We start from the raw sequence: 20,315 nt of genomic DNA on the forward strand, positions 1-20,315 counted from the left end.
TAGCACACCGACGCCTTGCATTGCGAATGCCATGCAAGGTGTTAGACGATATGCAACATATTTTTATGTTGAAGTGGTTTTATATGTGATACGGTTGCGTAATTCATTGTCATTACGTATATTTGCGATAATAAAGTACCTTAATCCTATGAAGTCTGAAAAAATAACGTTACTAATTCTATCGGCCGTCATGACCGGTTTGATAAGCCGTGCCGACGATATAGATGACTATGCTATAGGCCGCAAGGGGGAAGCACTGAAAACAACCATACAAAAGCACTATACCCCGACGCGTCTTATTGAGAGCAGTAGCATATATGAGACAGTAGTGAAAATAAACGGTAACATTGACCGCTTTACGGGCACGGCAACGGATACGGATACGGAAACGAGCCACACAACGGCAGGAGCCGCACTGCATCCCGATTGGCTAAGGATGTGGCCCGAGAAGAAAGATGCTGTATCGCGAGACATGCACAATCTCGGACTAATCGACAAAAGTGTCGCAGCAGACAGGGCCACACGTCCGCTCGGGAATGTGACTGACGTCAGAATACAAGGCAGCGGATGGGCCATAGGCTATGCACCTTACGGAGAACACGACCAAATGGAATGTTTTGAACCCGCTGCAGAATACAAAGGTGATTTTGCCCGTACCATGTTTTATATGGCAACGATATATACGGCCACATTATGGTATGACTGGGGCAATATAGTATTCGAGCCAAACATATATCCCTCTTTAAGAAAAGAAGCGGCCGCGACATATATGAAATGGCACAGAGAGGATCCGGTGGATGAACAAGAACGCTTACTCAATGACAAAATAGAGGATATTCAAGGCAACCGCAACCCGTTTATTGATCATCCAGAACTTGCCGAATACCTTTGGGGCGATAAAAAAGATATACCGTACCGTTCTGAAAATCCGTCCGATCCTGACAATACAGACCGTCCCAAAATACCGCTTCACGGAGTATACAAACTAAACGACGGATATATCGACTTATACTCACCGTATGTAAGTGCAGAGGCACAGTGGAGCGTAGACGGCAAAAGCGCCTCAGGCACATTAAGCATCCATACACTCGGCACCGGAGTCCACGAACTGCGCTACACCACTGAAAATGAAAAAGGAAAACTTTTAATAACCATAGAACCATGAAATTCAGTCTGCCTATAATAGTGCTGACAGCGGCATCATTCTGTCTCACCGGATGCAATCACGAGAAGCCATATAAAATAGACGATCCTTCGCTATTATTGCCCGATGATCCGGATAATCCCGCGCCACCACCCTACTCCTTTGCTCAGGAACTTGACAATCCGGACACGCGATACGTCTCAGCATCACTCGATATGGCGTATAGTCACGGAGGGATACTTGTATCCACATTGCCCGGCAGAATAGTCATGACCGACCTTGCTACCGGTAACCGGATAGAGTTTTCAGGTGCGACAAACAAAACCGGCAACATAACCAACCCAGAACTTTTTGTAAACGGCTGCCGGCTCCCTATAGAGCAGGCTACTGTAGAACGGGCTGACAAAAAAGGGACTTGGATACACATCCAAGCCCCTGATAACGAACATATCGTAATAGTTGTAAGCGATCTATAGTTACTTGCGCCGTGCCGGAGTCTTATCATCGGCATATCTGTCAGGAAACGACAGATGCTGTCTCGGCCGTACCATGGCATATAATATAAGACACAAGCCCAAAACGATGAAAGGTATGCTCAATTGCTGTCCGATGTTAAGCGTCATGGTCGCTTCACGGGCCACCTGATCGTTCTTTATAAACTCAATCAGGAACCGGGGCAGAAAAATGCCAATGAAAAATACGCCGAGAATAAGCCCGGGGCGTTCCTCCGCATTTTTCTTCCAATACATCCACATGAGCAGGCCAAACAAAGCGAAATAGCAAAGCGCCTCGTATATCTGCGTAGGATGCACAGCCTGACCTTCATACAATTCATGCCATTCACGAGAACGCACAAACATGAAGCCCCAAGGCAATGTCGTGGCCGTACCGTAAATCTCGGAATTAAACAGATTGCCGATGCGGATAAGACCTCCGACAAGAGCAATGGCCACTACCAGTCGGTCAAATGTCCATAAAGGGCTCTTTTTAGTGACAAATATAGAGAATAGTATGACCGCGATTATGATAGCTATCGTACCGCCATGACTGGCCAGTCCGCCCTCCCATATATATAATATACGTATAGGATCGGTCTTGTATACGTCCCATTCATAAAAGAACACGTGTCCGAGCCGGGCGCCTACCAGCGTAGCCACAACGACATAAATCAACAATATGCCTAGCCAACGCTCGGGCGCTCCCTCATGCTTGAACATGCGGGCCACAATCTCGTATCCTATCAGAAAGCCGACAGCAAACATGAGACCATACCACCGTATGGTCACGAATCCGCTGAACAGTTCAGGATTGACATTCCAAGTAATGAAGTCGAGCATACAGCGATTATACTAAATGACGTATAAGTTCCTCGCGGTCGCCGTAAAGCATGTCAATGACCGGTATCTCGATCATGGTATAGGCACCGGGGCGCTCTATCATAGTGGCACGGGCCACGCCGACAAGTATCTGGGCCGTGAGCGCCGGATTGTTTATCGACATATTGAATTCGAAACGCTGGTTCTGGGTAGTGCCGGAAACACCTTTGCGCACCATATTCACACCATGTCCCATATCCTTTATGTCATCAACCGAAGGCACGGCAAATACATGAGTCTCGTCGCTGGCAAAATACGGATCTTCCTTTACAGCACGCGCTATATCATCTATATTATAGCCATCCTCAACCTCAACATACACCATACGGCGGTGTATACCGGTTCCAAGCGGAATTGTCATGGACAAGGCGTTTTTCACACCGGGCTTTGACTTTACGGCTACAGTGTGGCCCATACTCATACCCGGGCCGAAGTTGGTGTAGGTAACACCTTTAGGCGCAGCCGCCTGCATAAGAGCACGGACAATAGAGTCACTGCCCGGATCCCAACCGGCTGATATTATGGCCACAGAATTATTGGCTTCCGCAATAGGTGCCAATTTAGACCGCAGGTCAGCGATACCGCCGTGAATATCATAACTGTCGACTGTATTTATACCCTTTGCCAGCAGTTCACAAGCATATTTTTCCACTTCACGGGTAGGAGTACACAACACCGCCACATCCACATCGTCAAGTGCCATTACGTCAGCGGTCACTTTATAACCTGACAATTCGGCGGGACAATCTGCGGGATTACGTCTGACCACACCCGCTATCTCAAAGTCGGGTGCCTGCTGAAGTGCTTCAAGCACATACTTTCCAATATTGCCATATCCAACAATGGCAGCTCTGATTTTTTTCATCATAGTATAGTATTAATAATGACTATATTATTCGGGCTGTCGTCCATTGACGATAGCTTCCGTATCACGTGCAATCATCAACTCCTCGTCAGTGGGTATGACAACGACTTTCACCTTGGAGTCAGCTGATGATATAACTTTTTCTTCTCCTCTGGAAACAGCATTGACCTCTTGGTCAATCTTCACCCCGAGATAACCAAGATGATCGCATACACTCTTGCGTAGCGGTTGCTGGTTCTCCCCAACACCACCGGTAAACACGATTATGTCAACTCCGTCAAGCACAGCGGCAAATGCACCGATATACTTAATTATACGGTAAACATACATATCAAGGGCCAGCTTGGCTTTCTCATCGCCACGGGCTATAGCGGCCTCAATGTCGCGCATGTCAGATGATATACCGGAAATTCCGAGCACGCCGCTCTTTTTGTTTATAAGATCACTGAGTTCCTTGGTCGACAGATGTTCCTTATCCATAACAAAAGTAAGGGCACCGGGATCGATATCGCCTACACGGGTTCCCATCATAAGCCCCTCTACAGGAGTAAGCCCCATTGAGGTATCAACACTCTTTCCGTCTTTTACGGCAGTTATAGAACCGCCGTTGCCGATATGGCATGTGATTATGCGCTGCTTCTCATATGGCACACCAAGAAAATCACACACTCTACGGGCCACATAGCGGTGACTTGTGCCATGAAAACCGTATCGGCGTATGCCATACTTTTCATACAGGTCATAAGGAAGTGCGTACATATAGGCCTCTTTCGGCATAGTCTGATGGAAAGCGGTATCGAAAACGGCAACTTGAGGCACACCCGGCATAAGCTCCGTTATAGCCTCGATGCCTGCCATATTTACAGGATTGTGCAACGGAGCCACATCATAGCACTCCTTTATTTTGGCTATAACCTCATCGTCAATCTTCACACTCTTGTTGAACTTCTCTCCGCCATGTACCACCCGATGACCCACGGCATCAATCTCTTTAAAGCTCTTTATACAGCCATAGTGCGCATCAGTGAGTGTATTGAGTATGTCATTGATGGCTTTACGATGATCAGGTATCGGCTCCTCGACTGTCTTCTTTTCACCGTCGGGCAATTTAAACTTTATAAATGATCCGGGAAGTCCGATTTTTTCAACACCTCCCTCGGCGAGAGTGACTTTACGGTCAACGTCAATAAGTTTATATTTTACGGAACTGCTGCCGCAGTTAAGTACAAGTATGTTCATTTTGATTATGTTTTTGATGGAAGTCCTTATTTACTTTTTTCTGCTTTTGGCACCGATAGCCTGATTACAGGTTATGATTATGGTTTTATAAATATCCTCGGGGAAACATCCGCGCGACAGGTCATTTACAGGAGCGGCAAGACCTTGTAGAATAGGACCTACGGCCTGCACACCCGCCAGACGCTGTACAAGCTTGTAAGCTATGTTGCCCGTTTCAAGCGAGGGGAAAACAAGCACATCGGCTTTTCCGCTTAAAGGACTGTCGGGGGCTTTGCTTTTTGCCACCCCGGGCACTATAGCGGCATCGGCCTGAAGCTCACCGTCTACAATAAGCTCCGGATCGGCTTCATGTACAAGGCCTACGGCTTCTATAACCTTGTTGACCCTATCGTGCTTGGCACTGCCCTTGGTCGAGAAGCTAAGCATGGCTATGCGAGGTTCTATGCCGGCTATGTCACGAGCGGTATCGGCAGTAGAAAGTGCTATCTGCGCCAACTCTTTGGCAGTAGGATCGGGCAACACGGCACAGTCGGCAAATACCAAAATATTGTTTTCGCCAAAAGGACTTCCTTCGGGAAGCAGCATAAGGAACGCACCCGAGACCACCTCTATACCCGGTTTTGTCTTTATCACCTGAAATGCCGCACGAAGCACATTTCCGGTAGTATTCAATGCGCCGGCCACCTGACCGTCGGCATCGCCGTTCTTAATCATAAGACATCCGAGATAGAGAGGATTGGCTGCCATGCGACGGGCATCGTCCATTGTCACTCCTTTATTCTTGCGAAGTTCATAAAATATAGGAGCATATATATCAATAATCTCCTCATCGGAAGGGTCCACGATACGGGCCTTGCATATATTGGTCAAACTTAATTCACATGCTACGCCGGCTATTTCGTCAGGGTTACCTATCAATATCACATCGGCTATACCTTCCATAATAATGCGGTCGGCTGCGGTAAGTGTACGAGGTTCAGTCCCTTCGGGGAGCACAATTCGCTGACGGCTCTGTTTAGCCTTTGAAGTCAACTTGTCAAAAAGTCCCATAGTTAAATCTGTTTTGTGTTTTAATACGCAAAATTAAAACTTTATACGTATAATATGAACGTCTTATTAATATTTTTTCACAAAAAATATTAACAGAGTCTTAAAACGACGAAAGCACCGGAAAAATCCGATGCTTTCTGTTATATACGTTTATGATGCCTGTTACATGGCCTCAATGCGCTTGAGGTTGACTGCATCGTCAAGAGTATAGTATATACTGCGGAGAAGAAGGCGGGCATCGTCAAAAGTTGTGCTGTCATTCAATGCCTCCTCAAGATAAGGAATCGACTCTTTCAGCAGGGGTGTTACCTTCTCGGCACGCACTTTATTGAACTCTTCGGTAGGAAGATTGGCCGAAGCCTCGTCAATAGCACCGGCCTGAGCATAAATGGCACGACCGAGGTCAAACTTGGCCTTTACAAAATCAGGCTTCATACTAATGGCCTTGGCGAAGTTCTCACGGGCCTTTTCAAGATTGTTCTGACTCTGGTAAAGTATACCGAGCACATCATAAAGTTCAGCCTGCGTGGGGTTCATTGATATAGCCTTTTCAAGAAGGGTCTGTGCTTCCTCATACTTCTTGTTGTTGATCTTATCATTGATAATAATCAAAATATAGTTTGAAAGGGTATCGCCATAAAGCTTGTTGGCAGTCTCGGCAAGTTCAATAATCTTGGGATCATCCTTCATCTGAGCGGCTACACCGATAGCATAATCAAACATCTGGGGCGAATGATAGTTGTTGGCATACGCTTTCTCAAAACGCTCAAGAGCCACATCCAGCTTTTCAGCCTGCCATGCGGCAAGTCCTTGGTAGAAGCACATCTGACCTATCACAGTGTCGGCAGGAACGGCGGGAGCGTCAGAACCGAGAGACGGATTCGCAGGCATGCTTGTATAAATATTCCATGCCTCATAAGCTCCGTCATAATCCTTGGCATCCCAAAGATACTGACCTCCGCTTACATAGTCATTCCAGTGAGCAGTAAGCTTCTTGACCATATCCTTCGAATACTTTGTCTTTGTCTTGGGGCTTCCGTCCTTATTCAATTTCGGAGCTCCGGTCTTTTTATCAACCTCGACAATAGTGTCAAGAGGGAATGCTGTCATAAAATAGTTGTAACCGTTGATGAGTGCGCGTCCCATCGCAGCCTTCTCCTCTTCTTTACCCTGACCTACGGCCTGCTTGCCATACATATTGTCAAAATCGCCAAACTCCACGGTTCCGGCGACATACCATGTCTGTGCTTCATTTTGTGTTTCAGGGTTTGTAAGCGCAGGCTTCAACTGGTTGCGTGCAGCGGCATAATCGGCATTAAATCCTTTAGCCTTTCCTTCCACTTCCTTCACCAGACTTTTCTGAGCCGATGCACCGGCAACGGCCATCAGGCAAAGACCTAAGATAAATAATTTCTTCATGTTAGCTATTATTAATGAATAATATATTACTCTTTTTACAGATTATCGTCAGCAGTCTCCTCCTCGTCATCAATGACTTCATCGACCTCATCCTGAGGTTCTTCAGCATCATCTACCGGAAGCGGAGTCTGGTCGGCCTCATCTACAAGAATATCGGCGTCGGTCTCCTCTTCAGGATCGGAGTCCACACAACATACTGAAGCGATTTCGTCATTTCGTTTCTCAAGATTTATCAGTCTCACGCCCTGAGTGGCACGACCCTGAACCCTGATATCCGACACTTTTATACGCAACGTTATGCCCGACTTGTTGATTATGACAAGGTCATTGTCATCGTTTACTGTATCTATCGCTACCAGTTTACCGGTTTTATCGGTAACATTAATCGTCTTTACACCCTTGCCGCCGCGGTTTGTGACGCGATAGTCAGCGAGAGGCGAACGCTTGCCGAAACCTTTCTCCGATATAACCATAACGTTATTAAGGGTGTCAGCGTTCATACATATCATGCCTACAACCTCATCTTCATCGCCGTCCAGCGTCATACCGCGCACACCGGTAGACACACGGCCCATCTCACGTACTTTTTCTTCGGAGAAGCGTATGGCTCTACCGTTACGGTTGGCAAGAAGTATCTCCGATTTGCCGTCGGTAAGTTCCACACCTATCAACTGGTCGCCTTCGCGTATGATTATAGCGTTTACACCATTGGCGCGAGGACGAGAATAGGCCTCCAGCGAAGTTTTCTTGATAACGCCACGTTTGGTGGCAAATATAAGATTATGCGAAGAAACAAACTCCTTGTCATCGAGTTTCTTAATTCTTATGACAGCATTCACCGCATCGTCGCTGTCTATGTTGAGCAGGTTCTGGATAGCACGCCCCTTGGTGTTTTTGGCACCTTCAGGCAGGTCATATACCTTCAGCCAATAGCAACGTCCTTTCTTGGTGAAGAAGAGCAGATAGTTGTGCATCGAGGCGGGATATATGTGTTCGATGAAGTCCTCGTCGCGTGTGTCGCTGCCGCGAGAGCCTACGCCGCCACGGTTCTGTGCGCGGAACTCGCTCAACGGCGTACGTTTGATGTATCCCATATGTGATATGGTAATAATCATGTCATCGTCGGCATAGAAATCCTCGGCATTGAAATCACCTGCTGTATAATCGATATCGGTCTTGCGTACATCGCCGTACTTGTCACGTATGGCTATCAACTCGCTCTTTATCAACTCACGGCACTCATGCTCGTCATTGAGTATAAGGTTAAGCCGCGCAATAAGCTGCTGAATTTCCGCATATTGATCATGAAGCTTGTCTTGTTCGAGTCTGGCGAGGTTTCGGAGTCTCATCTCCACGATGGCAAGAGTCTGCGCATCGGAAAGCTCAAACCTTACCGACAATTGCGCACGTGCGTCATCAACAGAGTCAGCACCCCTTATTATACGTATGACCTCATCAATATTCTGCGAGGCTATTATCAGACCCTTCAATATATGAGCCCGCTCTTCGGCCTTACGGAGTTCAAACCGTGTACGACGTATCACAACGTCATGACGGTGTCCGATAAAGGCCTCAAGTATCTGCTTAAGGTTCAATGTCTTGGGACGTCCGTTGACGATAGCGACATTATTGACGCTGAACGATGACTGCATCTGAGTGAGCTTGTAGAGTTTGTTCAGCACCACATTGGCATTGGCATCGCTTTTGAGGCGAATGACTATGCGCATGCCCTTGTAGTCACTCTCGTCGTTCAGGTCGGCTATGCCGTCGATTTTCTTTTCATTTACAAGTTCGGCTATATCCTTTATAAGCTCGGCCTTGTTGACGTTATAGGGTATCTCGTGAACTATTATATTCTCGTGATTGGCATGAGGCTCAATATCAGCCTTGGCCCTTATCACTATGCGGCCGCGGCCGGTTTCGAAAGCGTCTTTAACACCGTTGTAGCCATATATGGTGCCTCCTGTCGGAAAGTCAGGCGCGGTAATATACTGCATCAACTCGGGAATAGTCAGCTCGGGATTGTCGATAAGCGCTATCGTAGCATTGATAGACTCGCTGAGGTTGTGAGGCGGCATATTGGTAGCCATACCTACCGCTATACCCGAGGTTCCGTTTACAAGAAGATTCGGTATACGCGTGGGCAATACCATCGGCTCCATTCTGGAGTTATCATAGTTGGGCTGAAAGTCCACCGTCTCCTTATCGATATCGCTAAGCATCTCTTCGCCTATGCGCTCAAGACGCACCTCGGTATAACGCATAGCCGCAGGGCCGTCACCGTCGACCGAACCGAAGTTACCGTGGCCGTCGACCAGCGTATAGCGCAATGCCCACGGCTGTGCCATACGCACGACAGTACCGTATATTGAAGAGTCGCCATGAGGGTGATACTTACCCATAACCTCTCCCACGCAGTTAGCTGATTTTTTATGGGGATGATCGGAAGTGTTGCCCATCTCGTTCATGCCGAAAAGCACTCTTCGCTGTACGGGCTTCAGACCGTCTCTCACATCAGGGAGAGCACGTGACACAATTACCGACATCGAGTAGTCGATGTAGGCCGATTTCATCTCGTTTTCGATATCAATTTTCAGAATTCTATCTTCTTCAAGCATATATATGACATTGTTTACATTCCGTGCAGAAAGCACGAAAAAATTCACACAAAGATAAAACTTTTTTATTAAAAAACGGGCAATTTTATCAGCCGTATTGTTTAAAATATGTTGAAGTACATTAAATATGCCGATTACTTTGTTTTTTGGCACAATTATTGTTACTATTGCCGTTCAAAAGTATATAATGTAGCTCTATGGACACTAATTTTTCTAACGAACTTAAGAAAGTGCTTGAACAAAGCCATACTGAAGCTGCACGTCACAACAGCAATGTGATAAGTGCCGAACATCTTCTGCTGGCTCTGTTGTCGCAGCCTGACAGCCATGCTTTCACTACACTTCGACAACTCCTTGACGACGACACTATGTACCGGTTACGCGATAATCTTGACAACAGCCTCTTTGTAAAGGACGGAAACGACCGCAATATAGCGGTAAGCGACCTTGCAAACCGCATAATAAAGCTCAGTGTACTCGAAGCAAGAATGCTGAAAAGCAACGTCGTAGACTCGGAGCACCTCCTGCTGGCCCTATTTCACAACAGCGAGGTGCAGGGGCTTGAGATAATGGAGCAATTCCGCAATTTAGGCATAACCTATGAGTCGATATACAAGCTGCTTGCCAATGTCACTGATACTCCCCAGATGGGAGCGTCGTTCAGCGATGATGAAGATGAAGAGGATGACGAGATGTTTCAGAAAGGCGACAATGAAAACCGGACAAGCAGCACGGCAAACGCTCCCAAGCGCGGCAATGACACCCCTGTGCTTGACAAGTTTGGCAACGACATGACACGGGCTGCCGAGGAGAACCGTCTTGACCCGGTGATAGGACGCGATGTCGAGATTGAGCGTCTGGCACAGATACTGAGCCGCCGCAAGAAAAACAATCCGGTACTTATCGGAGAGCCCGGCGTAGGCAAATCGGCCATTGTGGAAGGACTCGCGTTGCGTATAGTGCAACGGAAAGTATCGCGCATACTTTTCGGCAAACGCGTCATATCGCTTGACATGGCGTCGATAGTCGCCGGCACGAAGTATCGCGGACAGTTTGAGGAGCGAATAAAGGCCATACTCAACGAACTGTCAAAAAACAGAGACATAATACTCTTTATCGACGAGCTCCACACAATAGTTGGCGCAGGCAACGCCTCCGGCACAATGGACGCGGCCAATCTTCTCAAGCCGGCCCTTGCCCGCGGAGAGATACAGTGCATCGGTGCAACGACACTTGACGAGTACCGTAAAAACATCGAAAAAGACGGCGCTCTCGAACGCCGCTTCCAGAAAGTGATGGTCGAGCCTACATCGCCCGAAGAAACTCTAAGCATACTCAACAACATAAAAGACAAGTACGAAGAGCATCATAATGTAAACTATACCGACGATGCGCTTGAAGCCTGCGTCAAGCTGACCGACCGATACGTCAGCGACCGCAACTTCCCGGACAAGGCTATAGACGCCCTTGACGAGGCTGGCTCACGCGTTCACGTAACCAACATAGTGGTACCTAAGGAAATAGAGCATCTTGAAGAGCAGATAGCCGAGGCCAACGCCAACAAACTCAAAGCAGCCCAGTCGCAGAATTTCGAGAGTGCCGCATCGTTCCGCGATAAAGAACAGCAACTCAAGGCCCGGCTTGAGGACGCCAAGCGCAAATGGGAAGAATCGCTGAACCAGCATCGCGAGACTGTTGACGAAGAAAAGGTAGCCGAAGTAGTGGCCATGATGACGGGAGTGCCGGTACAACGTATAGCTCAGGCCGAAGGAATGAGACTGCGCGAGATGGGTCCGAAACTGAAAGAAGCCATAATAGGACAGGACCCGGCAATCGACAAGATTGTCAAAGCCATACAGCGTAACCGCGTAGGCCTCAAGGACCCAAACAAGCCGATCGGCACGTTCATGTTCCTCGGTCCTACCGGTGTGGGCAAGACGCATCTGGCCAAGAAACTGGCCGAATATCTCTTCGACTCGGCCGACACTCTGATACGGGTGGACATGAGCGAATATATGGAAAAATTCACGGTGTCGCGACTGGTGGGAGCTCCTCCCGGATATGTAGGCTATGAAGAGGGCGGACAACTGACCGAGAAGGTGCGCACACACCCCTACTCCGTTGTATTGCTTGATGAAATCGAAAAAGCACATCCCGATGTGTTCAACCTGCTGCTTCAGGTACTTGATGAAGGCCGGCTCACCGACAGCCTCGGACGTCGTGTAGACTTCAAAAACACAATCATCATAATGACCTCCAACATAGGAAGCCGTCAGCTCAAGGACTTCGGCTCGGGAGTGGGCTTCGCTACAAAACCCGTAGACAAGGAATATACCCACGGTGTTATCCAGAAAGCTCTCAACAAAGCTTTCTCTCCTGAATTTCTAAACCGAGTCGATGACATAGTGATGTTTGAGTCACTTGACAAAGATGCAATCTTCAAGATTATCGACATCGAACTTGCCGGCTTCTATAAACGCGTGGCCGGACTCGGATACAGGCTCACTATAACCGAGGAGGCCAAAAACTACATAGCCAACCGCGGATATGACACACAATTCGGAGCACGGCCTCTGAAACGTGCCATTCAGAAATATCTTGAGGATGAACTTGCCGAAATGATTATCAATGCGTCAGTCATGCCGGGCAACCTAATCTATGTCGACTATGACAAAGAGGCCGACAAGATTGTCACTGAAATACGCACGGAATAAACACAGTAAATGTCCTATCAGCAATAAAAGCGGCAGAGCGCCTCCACACTCTGCCGCTTTTTATTGTCTGTTTCACATATGCCATACACTATAGCATTTATTCTGAATTTCGCACATTACCGGTCAAGGCGCAAGCCTTACAACGAGTGTCTCGTGCGACTTTATGATTTTACCGTTCTTCTTCGCGGGAATCCATGGCGGCATTTTTTCTATTGCCGAAAGCACCTGCCTGTCCTGCGATGCGCTAAGACCTTTCAAAACACGCGCTCCGGTTATAGAACCGTTGACTTCCACAAAAAACTCCACCACAACATTTCCGGCGCGAACATTAGGTGCATCGCGCCATTTAAGCCTGTAAGCAAGATACTCGTCCATCTTGTTTTGTCCGCCGGGAAAACGGGCGGGAGTGTTTCCATCACCTCCTTGCAACTTTTCAGGATTCGAAAACATGACCGGAAGGATAAACGTGGAACGGACCGGGGCTCCGTCTGCAACAGCCGGCTCCCAACGCGGCATGCCACTTATAAGCCTTATAACTTCCGCATCCTGCATCGGAGTGAGATGCCGTTCAATCCATATGGAATCGATTATTCCGGTCTCTGCGACAATAAACCGGGCCACGACGCGGCCCTCCTCCCCGTCCTCAATCCATTCAAGATGCTCGGTAAGATATTCAGACAACGCTATCCTGCCGCCGGGAAACCGCGGAGGCTTGTCAGGAGCAAGAAATACGATATCTTCAGCTGCATACGACATCAGAGAGATAAACAGCCCCGCAATATATGCCACATGACGCATAATCCAGATAATGAATCAAGAGTGCAGTTCAAGGATGAAGCGGGCTCCGTGGATGTAGTCTACATCAAGCGACAGTTTACCGTTAAGCTTTATGGCCTTCAAAGAGCAGATGGGCAATCCAAGTCCGTCACCGTCAGTAAGATCACGCACTTCCGTAAAAGGCTTGAACAGGGTGCAGTGCTGCTCTTCCGGAATGCCGCAGCCGGTATCGGTGATAATAAACTGCTGTGTATGAGCACCGCGCTTTTTGTATTCAAGAGTTATCTTACCGCCGCCATCAGTGTGCATTGCCGCATTATAAAGCATGTGATACAATACGTTGCTGACCTCTTCGGTATTGAATTTGGCATTCATTTTAGGAGCATTCACACTCAAAGTCACCCCCTGCTTGACATAAGGCTTGATCTGCGACATGAGCTCCTCGCAAAAAGAAAGCACATTATTGTCCTGAAGGTCATAGTGCTCCGACAAAGTGCTTTCAAGATCAGAAAGCACCTGAATATGCTCGGAGAAAGAGCGGAGAGCCTGAACCGCCGGCAGTTTCTGGTCAAGAGTGTCAAGTGTCGGCTTCATCTGCTCCGAGATATTTCCGATAAACTGGGTCTTCAGTTCATTATGTTCGTTGGCTACAGCTATATTTTTCTTTAATTTGCGATTGCGCACCACATAACGCATCAATACAATAAAACCGAATACCAAAGCTCCGGCAAGTACGGCAAGCAGTATCGACAGAGTCACGATAATACCTGTCTTGACTTTTATGGATCCGTCTTTATCTTCAATTGTCTTAAGACTTTCATCATATTTACGCTTCATGACATTCAGTTCGTCCTGAGCTGTAAGCGCCCTTATCGAGTCAGACCAATGGTTATAGCGGTCATATGTACGTGCCACAAGACGCGCATTACCGTTGCGCGTAGCCATTTCAATCAGTTGACGGTAACAATCATTGGCCTTGCCATAGTCTTTCTCCTGCTGATAACGGTCTATAAGTTTATTTATGGCGGCATCACCCTGCGAATTAAGTCCGAATGTATAATAGTAATTGGCCTGTGAGTAGAGCAGGTCGGTATTCAATGACGGATTGGCCTTGGCAATCTCTTCCATTCGTGACAGATTTTCCTTTACCTTGGGAGCGTTTTTAAGCTTTATGTACATGTTGGCTCTCTCTTTTGCCGTCTTGTATCTCAACGCCGACATAGGCTTGCCCGAGGCACTTTCGCCTTCTGTAAGGCAGGTCTCAATACGACTGAGCAGGTCAAAAGCCTCTTTATAATAATTTTCTCTATGATACAACGCCGCCGCATTCACTCCGGCGTCTACAGCTTTTTCATAGTCATTCTTGGATGCGAAGGCATTGTAAGCCTGCAAAAACAGATAGCGGGCTTTTATATATTCCTTATTTTCAAGATTAGTCTGCGCCTGTTTAAACAGTTCATCTCCACGAGTTGACTGAGCAAACACTGACATACAGCACAATACGGTAAAAAGCAATAATACTATAGATTTTTTCATATATTAAATCATAAAATTTAATGACAAAGATAGGATTAAAAATTATATTTAAACCTATTTTAACCGCTAATTTGCACAGCACACAACATTTTCTCGGCAAAACCATGACATGCCATAAACGATAACGTAAATTTGTCACGTTGGTTAACGATTATTATGATAAAATGTCATGTTATCGAAATGGCATTTAATTTGTAAAGTGTTATTTCAGTATATATCTAAAAACAACCAAACAAAAAATATATTATGAGTACTCAAAAAGGAACTATCGGGGTAACTACCGAAAATATCTTCCCCGTTATTAAAAAATTTCTTTACAGTGATCATGAAATCTTTCTGCGCGAACTTGTAAGCAATGCCATCGACGCTACCAACAAGCTGAAGACCCTTTCGTCATTTGGCGAGTATAAGGGCGATCTCGGCGAAATGAACGTAAAAGTATCGGTAGACAAAGAGGCCGGTACACTTACCGTAAGCGACCACGGCATAGGCATGACAGCCGATGACATAGAGAAATACATAAACCAGATAGCATTTTCAGGTGCCGAAGAGTTTCTGGCTAAGTACAAGGACAAAGCCGATAATATAATCGGACACTTCGGACTCGGTTTCTATTCGGCATTCATGGTGGCCAAGAAGGTTGAGATACGTACCTTGTCATACAAAGACGGAGCACAGGCTGTAAACTGGATATGCGACGGTTCGCCAGAGTATGAGATGCAGCCTATAGAGAAAACCGAAAGAGGTACCGACATCATACTTTACATCGATGATGACAACAAGGAATTTCTTGAACAGGCGCGCATAGACACCCTTTTGAAGAAATATTGCCGCTTCTTGCCGGTGCCCGTGCTATCCGGAAAAGAGCAGGAATGGAAAGACGGCAAATATGTCGACACCGATAAAGATAAAGTGATAAACAACACGGAGCCTGCATGGACAAAGAAGCCGTCGGAACTGACCGATGACGACTACCTCGCATTTTACCGCGAGCTTTATCCCGGTCAGGATGACCCTCTGTTCTGGATACACCTCAACGTGGACTATCCATTCACCCTTACTGGCATATTGTATTTCCCGAAAATAAAAAACAATATCGACGTTACGCGCAACCGTATCCAGCTATATTGCAATCAGGTATTTGTCACCGACTCTGTCGAAGGCGTGGTGCCTGAATTCATGATGCTGATGCAAGGCGTGATAGATTCTCCCGACATACCGCTCAACGTATCGCGGTCATACCTGCAGAGCGACACGGCCGTAAAGAAAATATCGACTTATATAACCCGCAAGGTGGCCGACCGCCTCGAAGAGATATTCAAAAACAACCGCACCGAATACGAACAGAAATGGGACGACATAAAACTGTTCATCGAGTATGGCATGTTGACCGACGAGAAATTTTGCGAACGCGCTATGAAATTTGTCCTTGTCAAAGACACCGAAGGCAAATACTATACGCTTGACGAATACAAAACCCTTATCGAAGCGGAGCAGACCGACAAAGACAGCAATATAGTATACCTATACTCGACCGACACGGTAGCCCAATACAACTATATCAACGCCGCTACCGACAAAGGGTATAGTGTACTTGTCATGGACGGACAATTTGACAGTCACTTCATAGGATTGCTGGAACAGAAGCTTGAAAAATCGCACTTTGTTCGTGTAGACTCCGATGTAATCGATAACCTCATCCGCAAAGAAGACCGCAAAGCCGCCGACCTTACACCCGAGCAGCGCAATATACTTACCACGGTGTTTAAGTCGCAGGTACCCAAGGTTGAAAAGGCCGAATTCCTCGTCACGTTTGAAGCGCTCGCAGCCGATGCCGCTCCGCTTGTCATCACTCAGAACGAGTATATGCGACGCATGAAAGACATGGCAGCCATGCAACCCGGCATGTCATTCTACGGAGAGTTGCCTGACAGCTACAATCTTATCGTAAACACCGAGCATACTCTTATAAAGGAGATACGCGATGACGCCGACAAAACCATAGGTGACAAAGTAAAACCGATAAGTACAGAAATCGAGAAGAAAAATGCCGAAATCACAACTTTACGCGACTCGGCAAAAGACGGCAAAATGAGTGAAGAAGACAACGGAAAAGTTTCGGAACTTGAGAAAGAAGTAAGTACGCTGCGTGATGAGGAGACTAAACTCATAAGCGACTACGCGGCTGAACAAAGCAAGGTAAAACAGCTGCTTGACCTTGCACTTCTCGGCAACGGACTTCTCAAAGGTCAGGACCTCAGCAACTTTATAAAACGCTCAATCAGTATGCTCTGAAAAAACAGACCTTAGTATAAAAAATAACCGAGGACTTTAAAAGTCCTCGGTTATTTTTTATACTCGATAATTTAATTGGCAATTATCAGAAAGGAAGGTCGTCGCTGGCATCGCTTCCCAAGTCAGGCATAGGAGGCGGAGGTACGGCTCCGGGAAAATCCTGAGGTGCGGGAGCGCCGGCTACTACGGGAGTCGCAGCTTTCTCCACTTTCCATCCGCTGATTGATGTAAACCAACGTCCGTTAAACTCACGACTGTTTATGTCAAAACTAAGCACAATCTCATCGCCTACGCTCAACGGATATTGATCGGCCTTGGCACCGAAAAGGTCAAAGTGCACTTTACGGGGATATGACTCGTGAGTCTCCAGAACGTATTCGCGCTTTTTCCATTCGTTGCCGGCTTTGGACGTACCGGACTGTTCAGGCAATGCCAATATTATTTTTCCTGCAATTTCCATGTTTGTTAATATTTTGCGTTATATTTTGTCAAAGATAGGCAATCGTTGAGCGACAGCCAAATTTTACTCTAAAAATTTTTCAACACTTTCTATAGGCTTTTCATTATGCGGCATCGTTTTCGCTTCCGGACATGGCGGATTATCAACCAGATACTTGTACAGCTCCTTCACTCGCTTGTCATCACCAAGTATATGGGCCGCTCTGAAAAAACAGACTCCGTCCACACCTTTTACCGCCGTAGCTTTTTTCATAAGTTGTATGACATCGGATGCGGTCCATTTGCCCTCTACCATTTTATATGGCGCCAAACCCACTATCAGACTTTGGCCGTCGGCCACATCGACCCAAGTCGACAGATGGGCGGAAAAACCGAAATCCTCGCCCCAATACATCTGCGGTATTATGACATCATGGTGGCGTGAAGCTATCCACGCCCCGGGATCTTGCTGAAACGACTCGTAGGCCGTCGTATTTTTATAATCTTTCACATTCTTATATGTACCTATAGGGGCAGATCCGACAATAATGTCCCTGTCGATTTTCTTTACTGTCTTATAGAGTTCGGTCACAAAACGGTTTATATTGTCGCGTCGCCAGTCATTTTTATCAAGTTTATGAGGATTGTGGCGCCTAAAAGACCCACTGTCGGGAAAGTCATTGCCCGGATATCGGGTATAATCCAAATTTATGCCGTCGAAATCATACTTTTCAAGCAGCTCTTTATATAACTTTATCAGATATTTCCTGACTGACGGCAGCCCGGGATCAAGATAATATGCCCCTCGATATTTCACGCACATATCAGGGTGTTTGTATATGGCATGTCCCACATGGTTTTTACGGTATTTTGAAGCGGCCGCAGCAGTACCAAGCCTGTACGGCACCACCCAAGCATGACATTTCATGCCGCGCTTATGACACTCGTCAATAACAAAACCGCACACATCATAATCCAGACGCCGCGCACCGTCGCCTGTAAACTGCTCCATAGCCGGCTGTATCTTGGAGTCCCACACAACATCGCCGTTGGCCTGTACTTGAAACAGCACATAGTTGAAATGCGCTTTTTCAAGACGGTCAAGCATATTGACGAGCGCTTTCTTTCGTTCCTCAACCGTTGTGTTTTTTTCGGGCCAGTCAAGACCGGCGTTGGTAGTCAGCCATACACCCCTCACCTCCTGTGAAAGCAGATTGCAGTGAGCAAAAGCCGATAAAAGCATGAATATAAAGATGATACGATGCATATTATTGTTATCTCTGCATAAAAACCGTATGTTGGTATAAACTTTTATTAAATTTCATCATTAAATAATTGAGACTTTGTACTATTTTAAGTAATTTCGGTACGGCTAACAGAATTATTAATTATGAAACTTGGAAACGACTGGTGGACATCGCCCACCGAGAGCGAATCAGGACGTCTTGTCATGGTCACCGGACGCCGTGGTGTTGAAAAAGCGCGCGAGTCGGGTAAATACAATATTCGCGTTGAAATCACATGGAAATATTCCGGAAATTCCGCCGGTATGCCCGACGACCCGACATCCACACTGATGGAAGCGGTTCAGAATGCAATGACCGATGTATTCGACAAAGACCCGGTAGCTATACTTACCGGCATATATACAGGCGACAACGAGCGCAACTGGATATTCTACTGCACGTCGGTGCATATATTTGAAAAGAAGATCAACTTGGCCTTGGCTACGTTTGATCTTCTCCCGATAAGCATTTACACTGAAAATGATCCGCAATGGCTCGAGTATGACGAAATGCGCGAAGCATCGGAAATAACTCCAAGCGACGACTGACCATATGGGTGCACCTTGGATGTGGCTGCTTTTCTCTATAGCATTTGGAGCAATCAGCGGCCCGATATACTCTTATGCCGACAACCGCAGGCTCAGACACCGTCGTCTCTCTCCCACCGCTTTACGGCGCAAGATACTTTTAAGCTCGATAATCTACGCTACGGCAGGATTCATCGGCATATGTATCTGCGCCATAATTTTCAAGTGGTTTTAGTCGTTATACGTATCCGCGTATAATGCCTCGCTTGGCATTGCGGGCAAACAGTATTATCTCGTCACGCTCTTTAGTTGCGGGAAGTTCGGCCTCTATTCGCTCTATGGCATCAGTAACGTTAAGACCGGAAAGATACAGATAACGGTATATCTCCTGTATCTCACGTATCTGCTCGTTGCTGAAATTACGGCGACGAAGACCTATTGAGTTGATGCCGGCATAAGCGATAGGATCACGGGCGGCCTTGACATAAGGAGGTATATCCTTGTTTACAAGCGCGCCGCCTTGTATCATGACATGAGAGCCGATATGACAGAACTGGTGTACCAATGTACCGCCTCCGATAACGGCAAAGTTATCCACAACTACCTCACCGGCGAGCTGAGTGGCATTTGACATTATGACATTGTCGCCTACTATACAGTCATGAGCCACATGGCAATAAGCCATGATAAGGCAGTTGTTGCCCACTACTGTTTTATCGCGGGCAGCCGTACCGCGGTTTATTGTCACACATTCACGTATTGTAGTATTGTCACCTATTATGGCAAGAGTGTCCTCGCCACGGAACTTCAGGTCCTGAGGAATGGCGCCAATGACAGCTCCGGGAAAAATGACACAATTTTTACCGATACGGGCTCCTTCCATAATTGTCACATTACTTCCGATGCGTGTGCCTTCGCCAATCTCTACGTTCTGATCAATTGTAACAAACGGATCAATAACCACGTTGGAGGCTATTTTGGCAGCCGGATGTACATATGCTAAAGGTTGCTTCATTTATTTGGGATTTGAT

General features: G+C 46.8%; 17 protein-coding genes. 6 read left to right on the top strand and 11 right to left on the bottom strand.

Features of this window, described 5'->3' with window-relative positions:
* The first annotated feature begins 148 nt into the window (after positions 1-148).
* Together FW767_RS03250 and FW767_RS03255 are read left to right on the top strand one after the other, a co-directional pair.
* Positions 149-1,165 (top strand): endonuclease, encoded by a 1,017-nt coding sequence (locus tag FW767_RS03250; protein WP_205523793.1) that lies wholly within the window; start codon positions 149-151, stop codon positions 1,163-1,165.
* The gene (locus FW767_RS03255) at positions 1,162-1,620 is read left to right on the top strand and encodes a hypothetical protein (protein WP_121698312.1); all 459 of its coding nucleotides are present in this window, start codon (positions 1,162-1,164) and stop codon (positions 1,618-1,620) included. The genes FW767_RS03250 and FW767_RS03255 overlap by 4 nt, the downstream gene beginning before the upstream one ends.
* On the opposite strand, the gene lgt is transcribed toward FW767_RS03255, so the two are convergent.
* The 6 genes from lgt to gyrA form a co-directional block, all read right to left on the bottom strand.
* Complete coding sequence (gene lgt / locus FW767_RS03260; RefSeq protein ID WP_121698311.1) at positions 1,621-2,481, bottom strand: prolipoprotein diacylglyceryl transferase; 861 nt, start codon at positions 2,479-2,481, stop codon at positions 1,621-1,623. It abuts the gene before it with no gap.
* A gap of 7 nt (positions 2,482-2,488) precedes the next feature.
* On the bottom strand, positions 2,489-3,385 hold the full coding sequence (locus FW767_RS03265; RefSeq protein WP_121698338.1) for a diaminopimelate dehydrogenase: 897 nt from the start codon (positions 3,383-3,385) through the stop codon (positions 2,489-2,491).
* A gap of 27 nt (positions 3,386-3,412) precedes the next feature.
* Positions 3,413-4,624, bottom strand: coding sequence for an acetate kinase (locus FW767_RS03270; RefSeq protein WP_121698310.1), 1,212 nt, complete (start codon positions 4,622-4,624; stop codon positions 3,413-3,415).
* A gap of 30 nt (positions 4,625-4,654) precedes the next feature.
* Positions 4,655-5,674, bottom strand: a complete 1,020-nt coding sequence (gene pta / locus FW767_RS03275) for a phosphate acetyltransferase (protein ID WP_121698309.1) — start codon at positions 5,672-5,674, stop codon at positions 4,655-4,657.
* A gap of 162 nt (positions 5,675-5,836) precedes the next feature.
* Positions 5,837-7,093 carry a tetratricopeptide repeat protein gene (locus FW767_RS03280; RefSeq protein ID WP_150980340.1) on the bottom strand — a complete coding sequence of 419 codons (1,257 nt, stop codon included), beginning with the start codon at positions 7,091-7,093 and terminating at the stop codon, positions 5,837-5,839.
* A 35-nt stretch (positions 7,094-7,128) separates the two neighbouring features.
* Positions 7,129-9,711 carry a DNA gyrase subunit A gene (gene gyrA, locus FW767_RS03285; RefSeq protein WP_121698337.1) on the bottom strand — a complete coding sequence of 861 codons (2,583 nt, stop codon included), beginning with the start codon at positions 9,709-9,711 and terminating at the stop codon, positions 7,129-7,131.
* 197 nt (positions 9,712-9,908) lie between these two features.
* Between gyrA and FW767_RS03290 the strand changes: the two genes are divergently transcribed.
* Positions 9,909-12,425 carry an ATP-dependent Clp protease ATP-binding subunit gene (locus FW767_RS03290; RefSeq protein WP_121698307.1) on the top strand — a complete coding sequence of 839 codons (2,517 nt, stop codon included), beginning with the start codon at positions 9,909-9,911 and terminating at the stop codon, positions 12,423-12,425.
* 123 nt (positions 12,426-12,548) lie between these two features.
* On the opposite strand, the gene FW767_RS03295 is transcribed toward FW767_RS03290, so the two are convergent.
* Both FW767_RS03295 and FW767_RS03300 read right to left on the bottom strand, forming a co-directional pair.
* A complete protein-coding gene (locus FW767_RS03295) occupies positions 12,549-13,181 on the bottom strand; it encodes an energy transducer TonB (protein ID WP_205523794.1) in 633 nt (210 codons plus the stop codon).
* 57 nt (positions 13,182-13,238) lie between these two features.
* Positions 13,239-14,738 carry a sensor histidine kinase gene (locus tag FW767_RS03300; RefSeq protein ID WP_121698305.1) on the bottom strand — a complete coding sequence of 500 codons (1,500 nt, stop codon included), beginning with the start codon at positions 14,736-14,738 and terminating at the stop codon, positions 13,239-13,241.
* A gap of 246 nt (positions 14,739-14,984) precedes the next feature.
* Between FW767_RS03300 and htpG the strand changes: the two genes are divergently transcribed.
* The gene (gene htpG / locus FW767_RS03305; RefSeq protein ID WP_121698304.1) at positions 14,985-17,033 is read left to right on the top strand and encodes a molecular chaperone HtpG; all 2,049 of its coding nucleotides are present in this window, start codon (positions 14,985-14,987) and stop codon (positions 17,031-17,033) included.
* Between the two features lie 85 nt (positions 17,034-17,118).
* On the opposite strand, the gene FW767_RS03310 is transcribed toward htpG, so the two are convergent.
* Both FW767_RS03310 and FW767_RS03315 read right to left on the bottom strand, forming a co-directional pair.
* Positions 17,119-17,493 (bottom strand): DUF3127 domain-containing protein, encoded by a 375-nt coding sequence (locus FW767_RS03310; RefSeq protein WP_121698303.1) that lies wholly within the window; start codon positions 17,491-17,493, stop codon positions 17,119-17,121.
* A gap of 63 nt (positions 17,494-17,556) precedes the next feature.
* The gene (locus tag FW767_RS03315; protein ID WP_121698302.1) at positions 17,557-18,738 is read right to left on the bottom strand and encodes a glycoside hydrolase family 10 protein; all 1,182 of its coding nucleotides are present in this window, start codon (positions 18,736-18,738) and stop codon (positions 17,557-17,559) included.
* Between the two features lie 123 nt (positions 18,739-18,861).
* Between FW767_RS03315 and FW767_RS03320 the strand changes: the two genes are divergently transcribed.
* Together FW767_RS03320 and FW767_RS03325 are read left to right on the top strand one after the other, a co-directional pair.
* Positions 18,862-19,305 (top strand): DUF695 domain-containing protein, encoded by a 444-nt coding sequence (locus FW767_RS03320; protein ID WP_121698301.1) that lies wholly within the window; start codon positions 18,862-18,864, stop codon positions 19,303-19,305.
* 4 nt (positions 19,306-19,309) lie between these two features.
* Positions 19,310-19,519: a hypothetical protein gene (locus FW767_RS03325; RefSeq protein ID WP_147438700.1), complete on the top strand. Its 210-nt coding sequence runs from the start codon at positions 19,310-19,312 to the stop codon at positions 19,517-19,519.
* Positions 19,520-19,522: 3 nt separating this feature from the next.
* On the opposite strand, the gene lpxA is transcribed toward FW767_RS03325, so the two are convergent.
* Entirely contained in the window at positions 19,523-20,299 is a 777-nt protein-coding gene (gene lpxA / locus FW767_RS03330) for an acyl-ACP--UDP-N-acetylglucosamine O-acyltransferase (RefSeq protein ID WP_121698300.1), read from the bottom strand.
* Positions 20,300-20,315 lie beyond the last annotated feature (16 nt).

Origin of the sequence: Heminiphilus faecis, assembly GCF_008728965.1 — a bacterium.
In the GTDB taxonomy this organism is placed as follows: domain Bacteria; phylum Bacteroidota; class Bacteroidia; order Bacteroidales; family Muribaculaceae; genus Muribaculum; species Muribaculum faecis.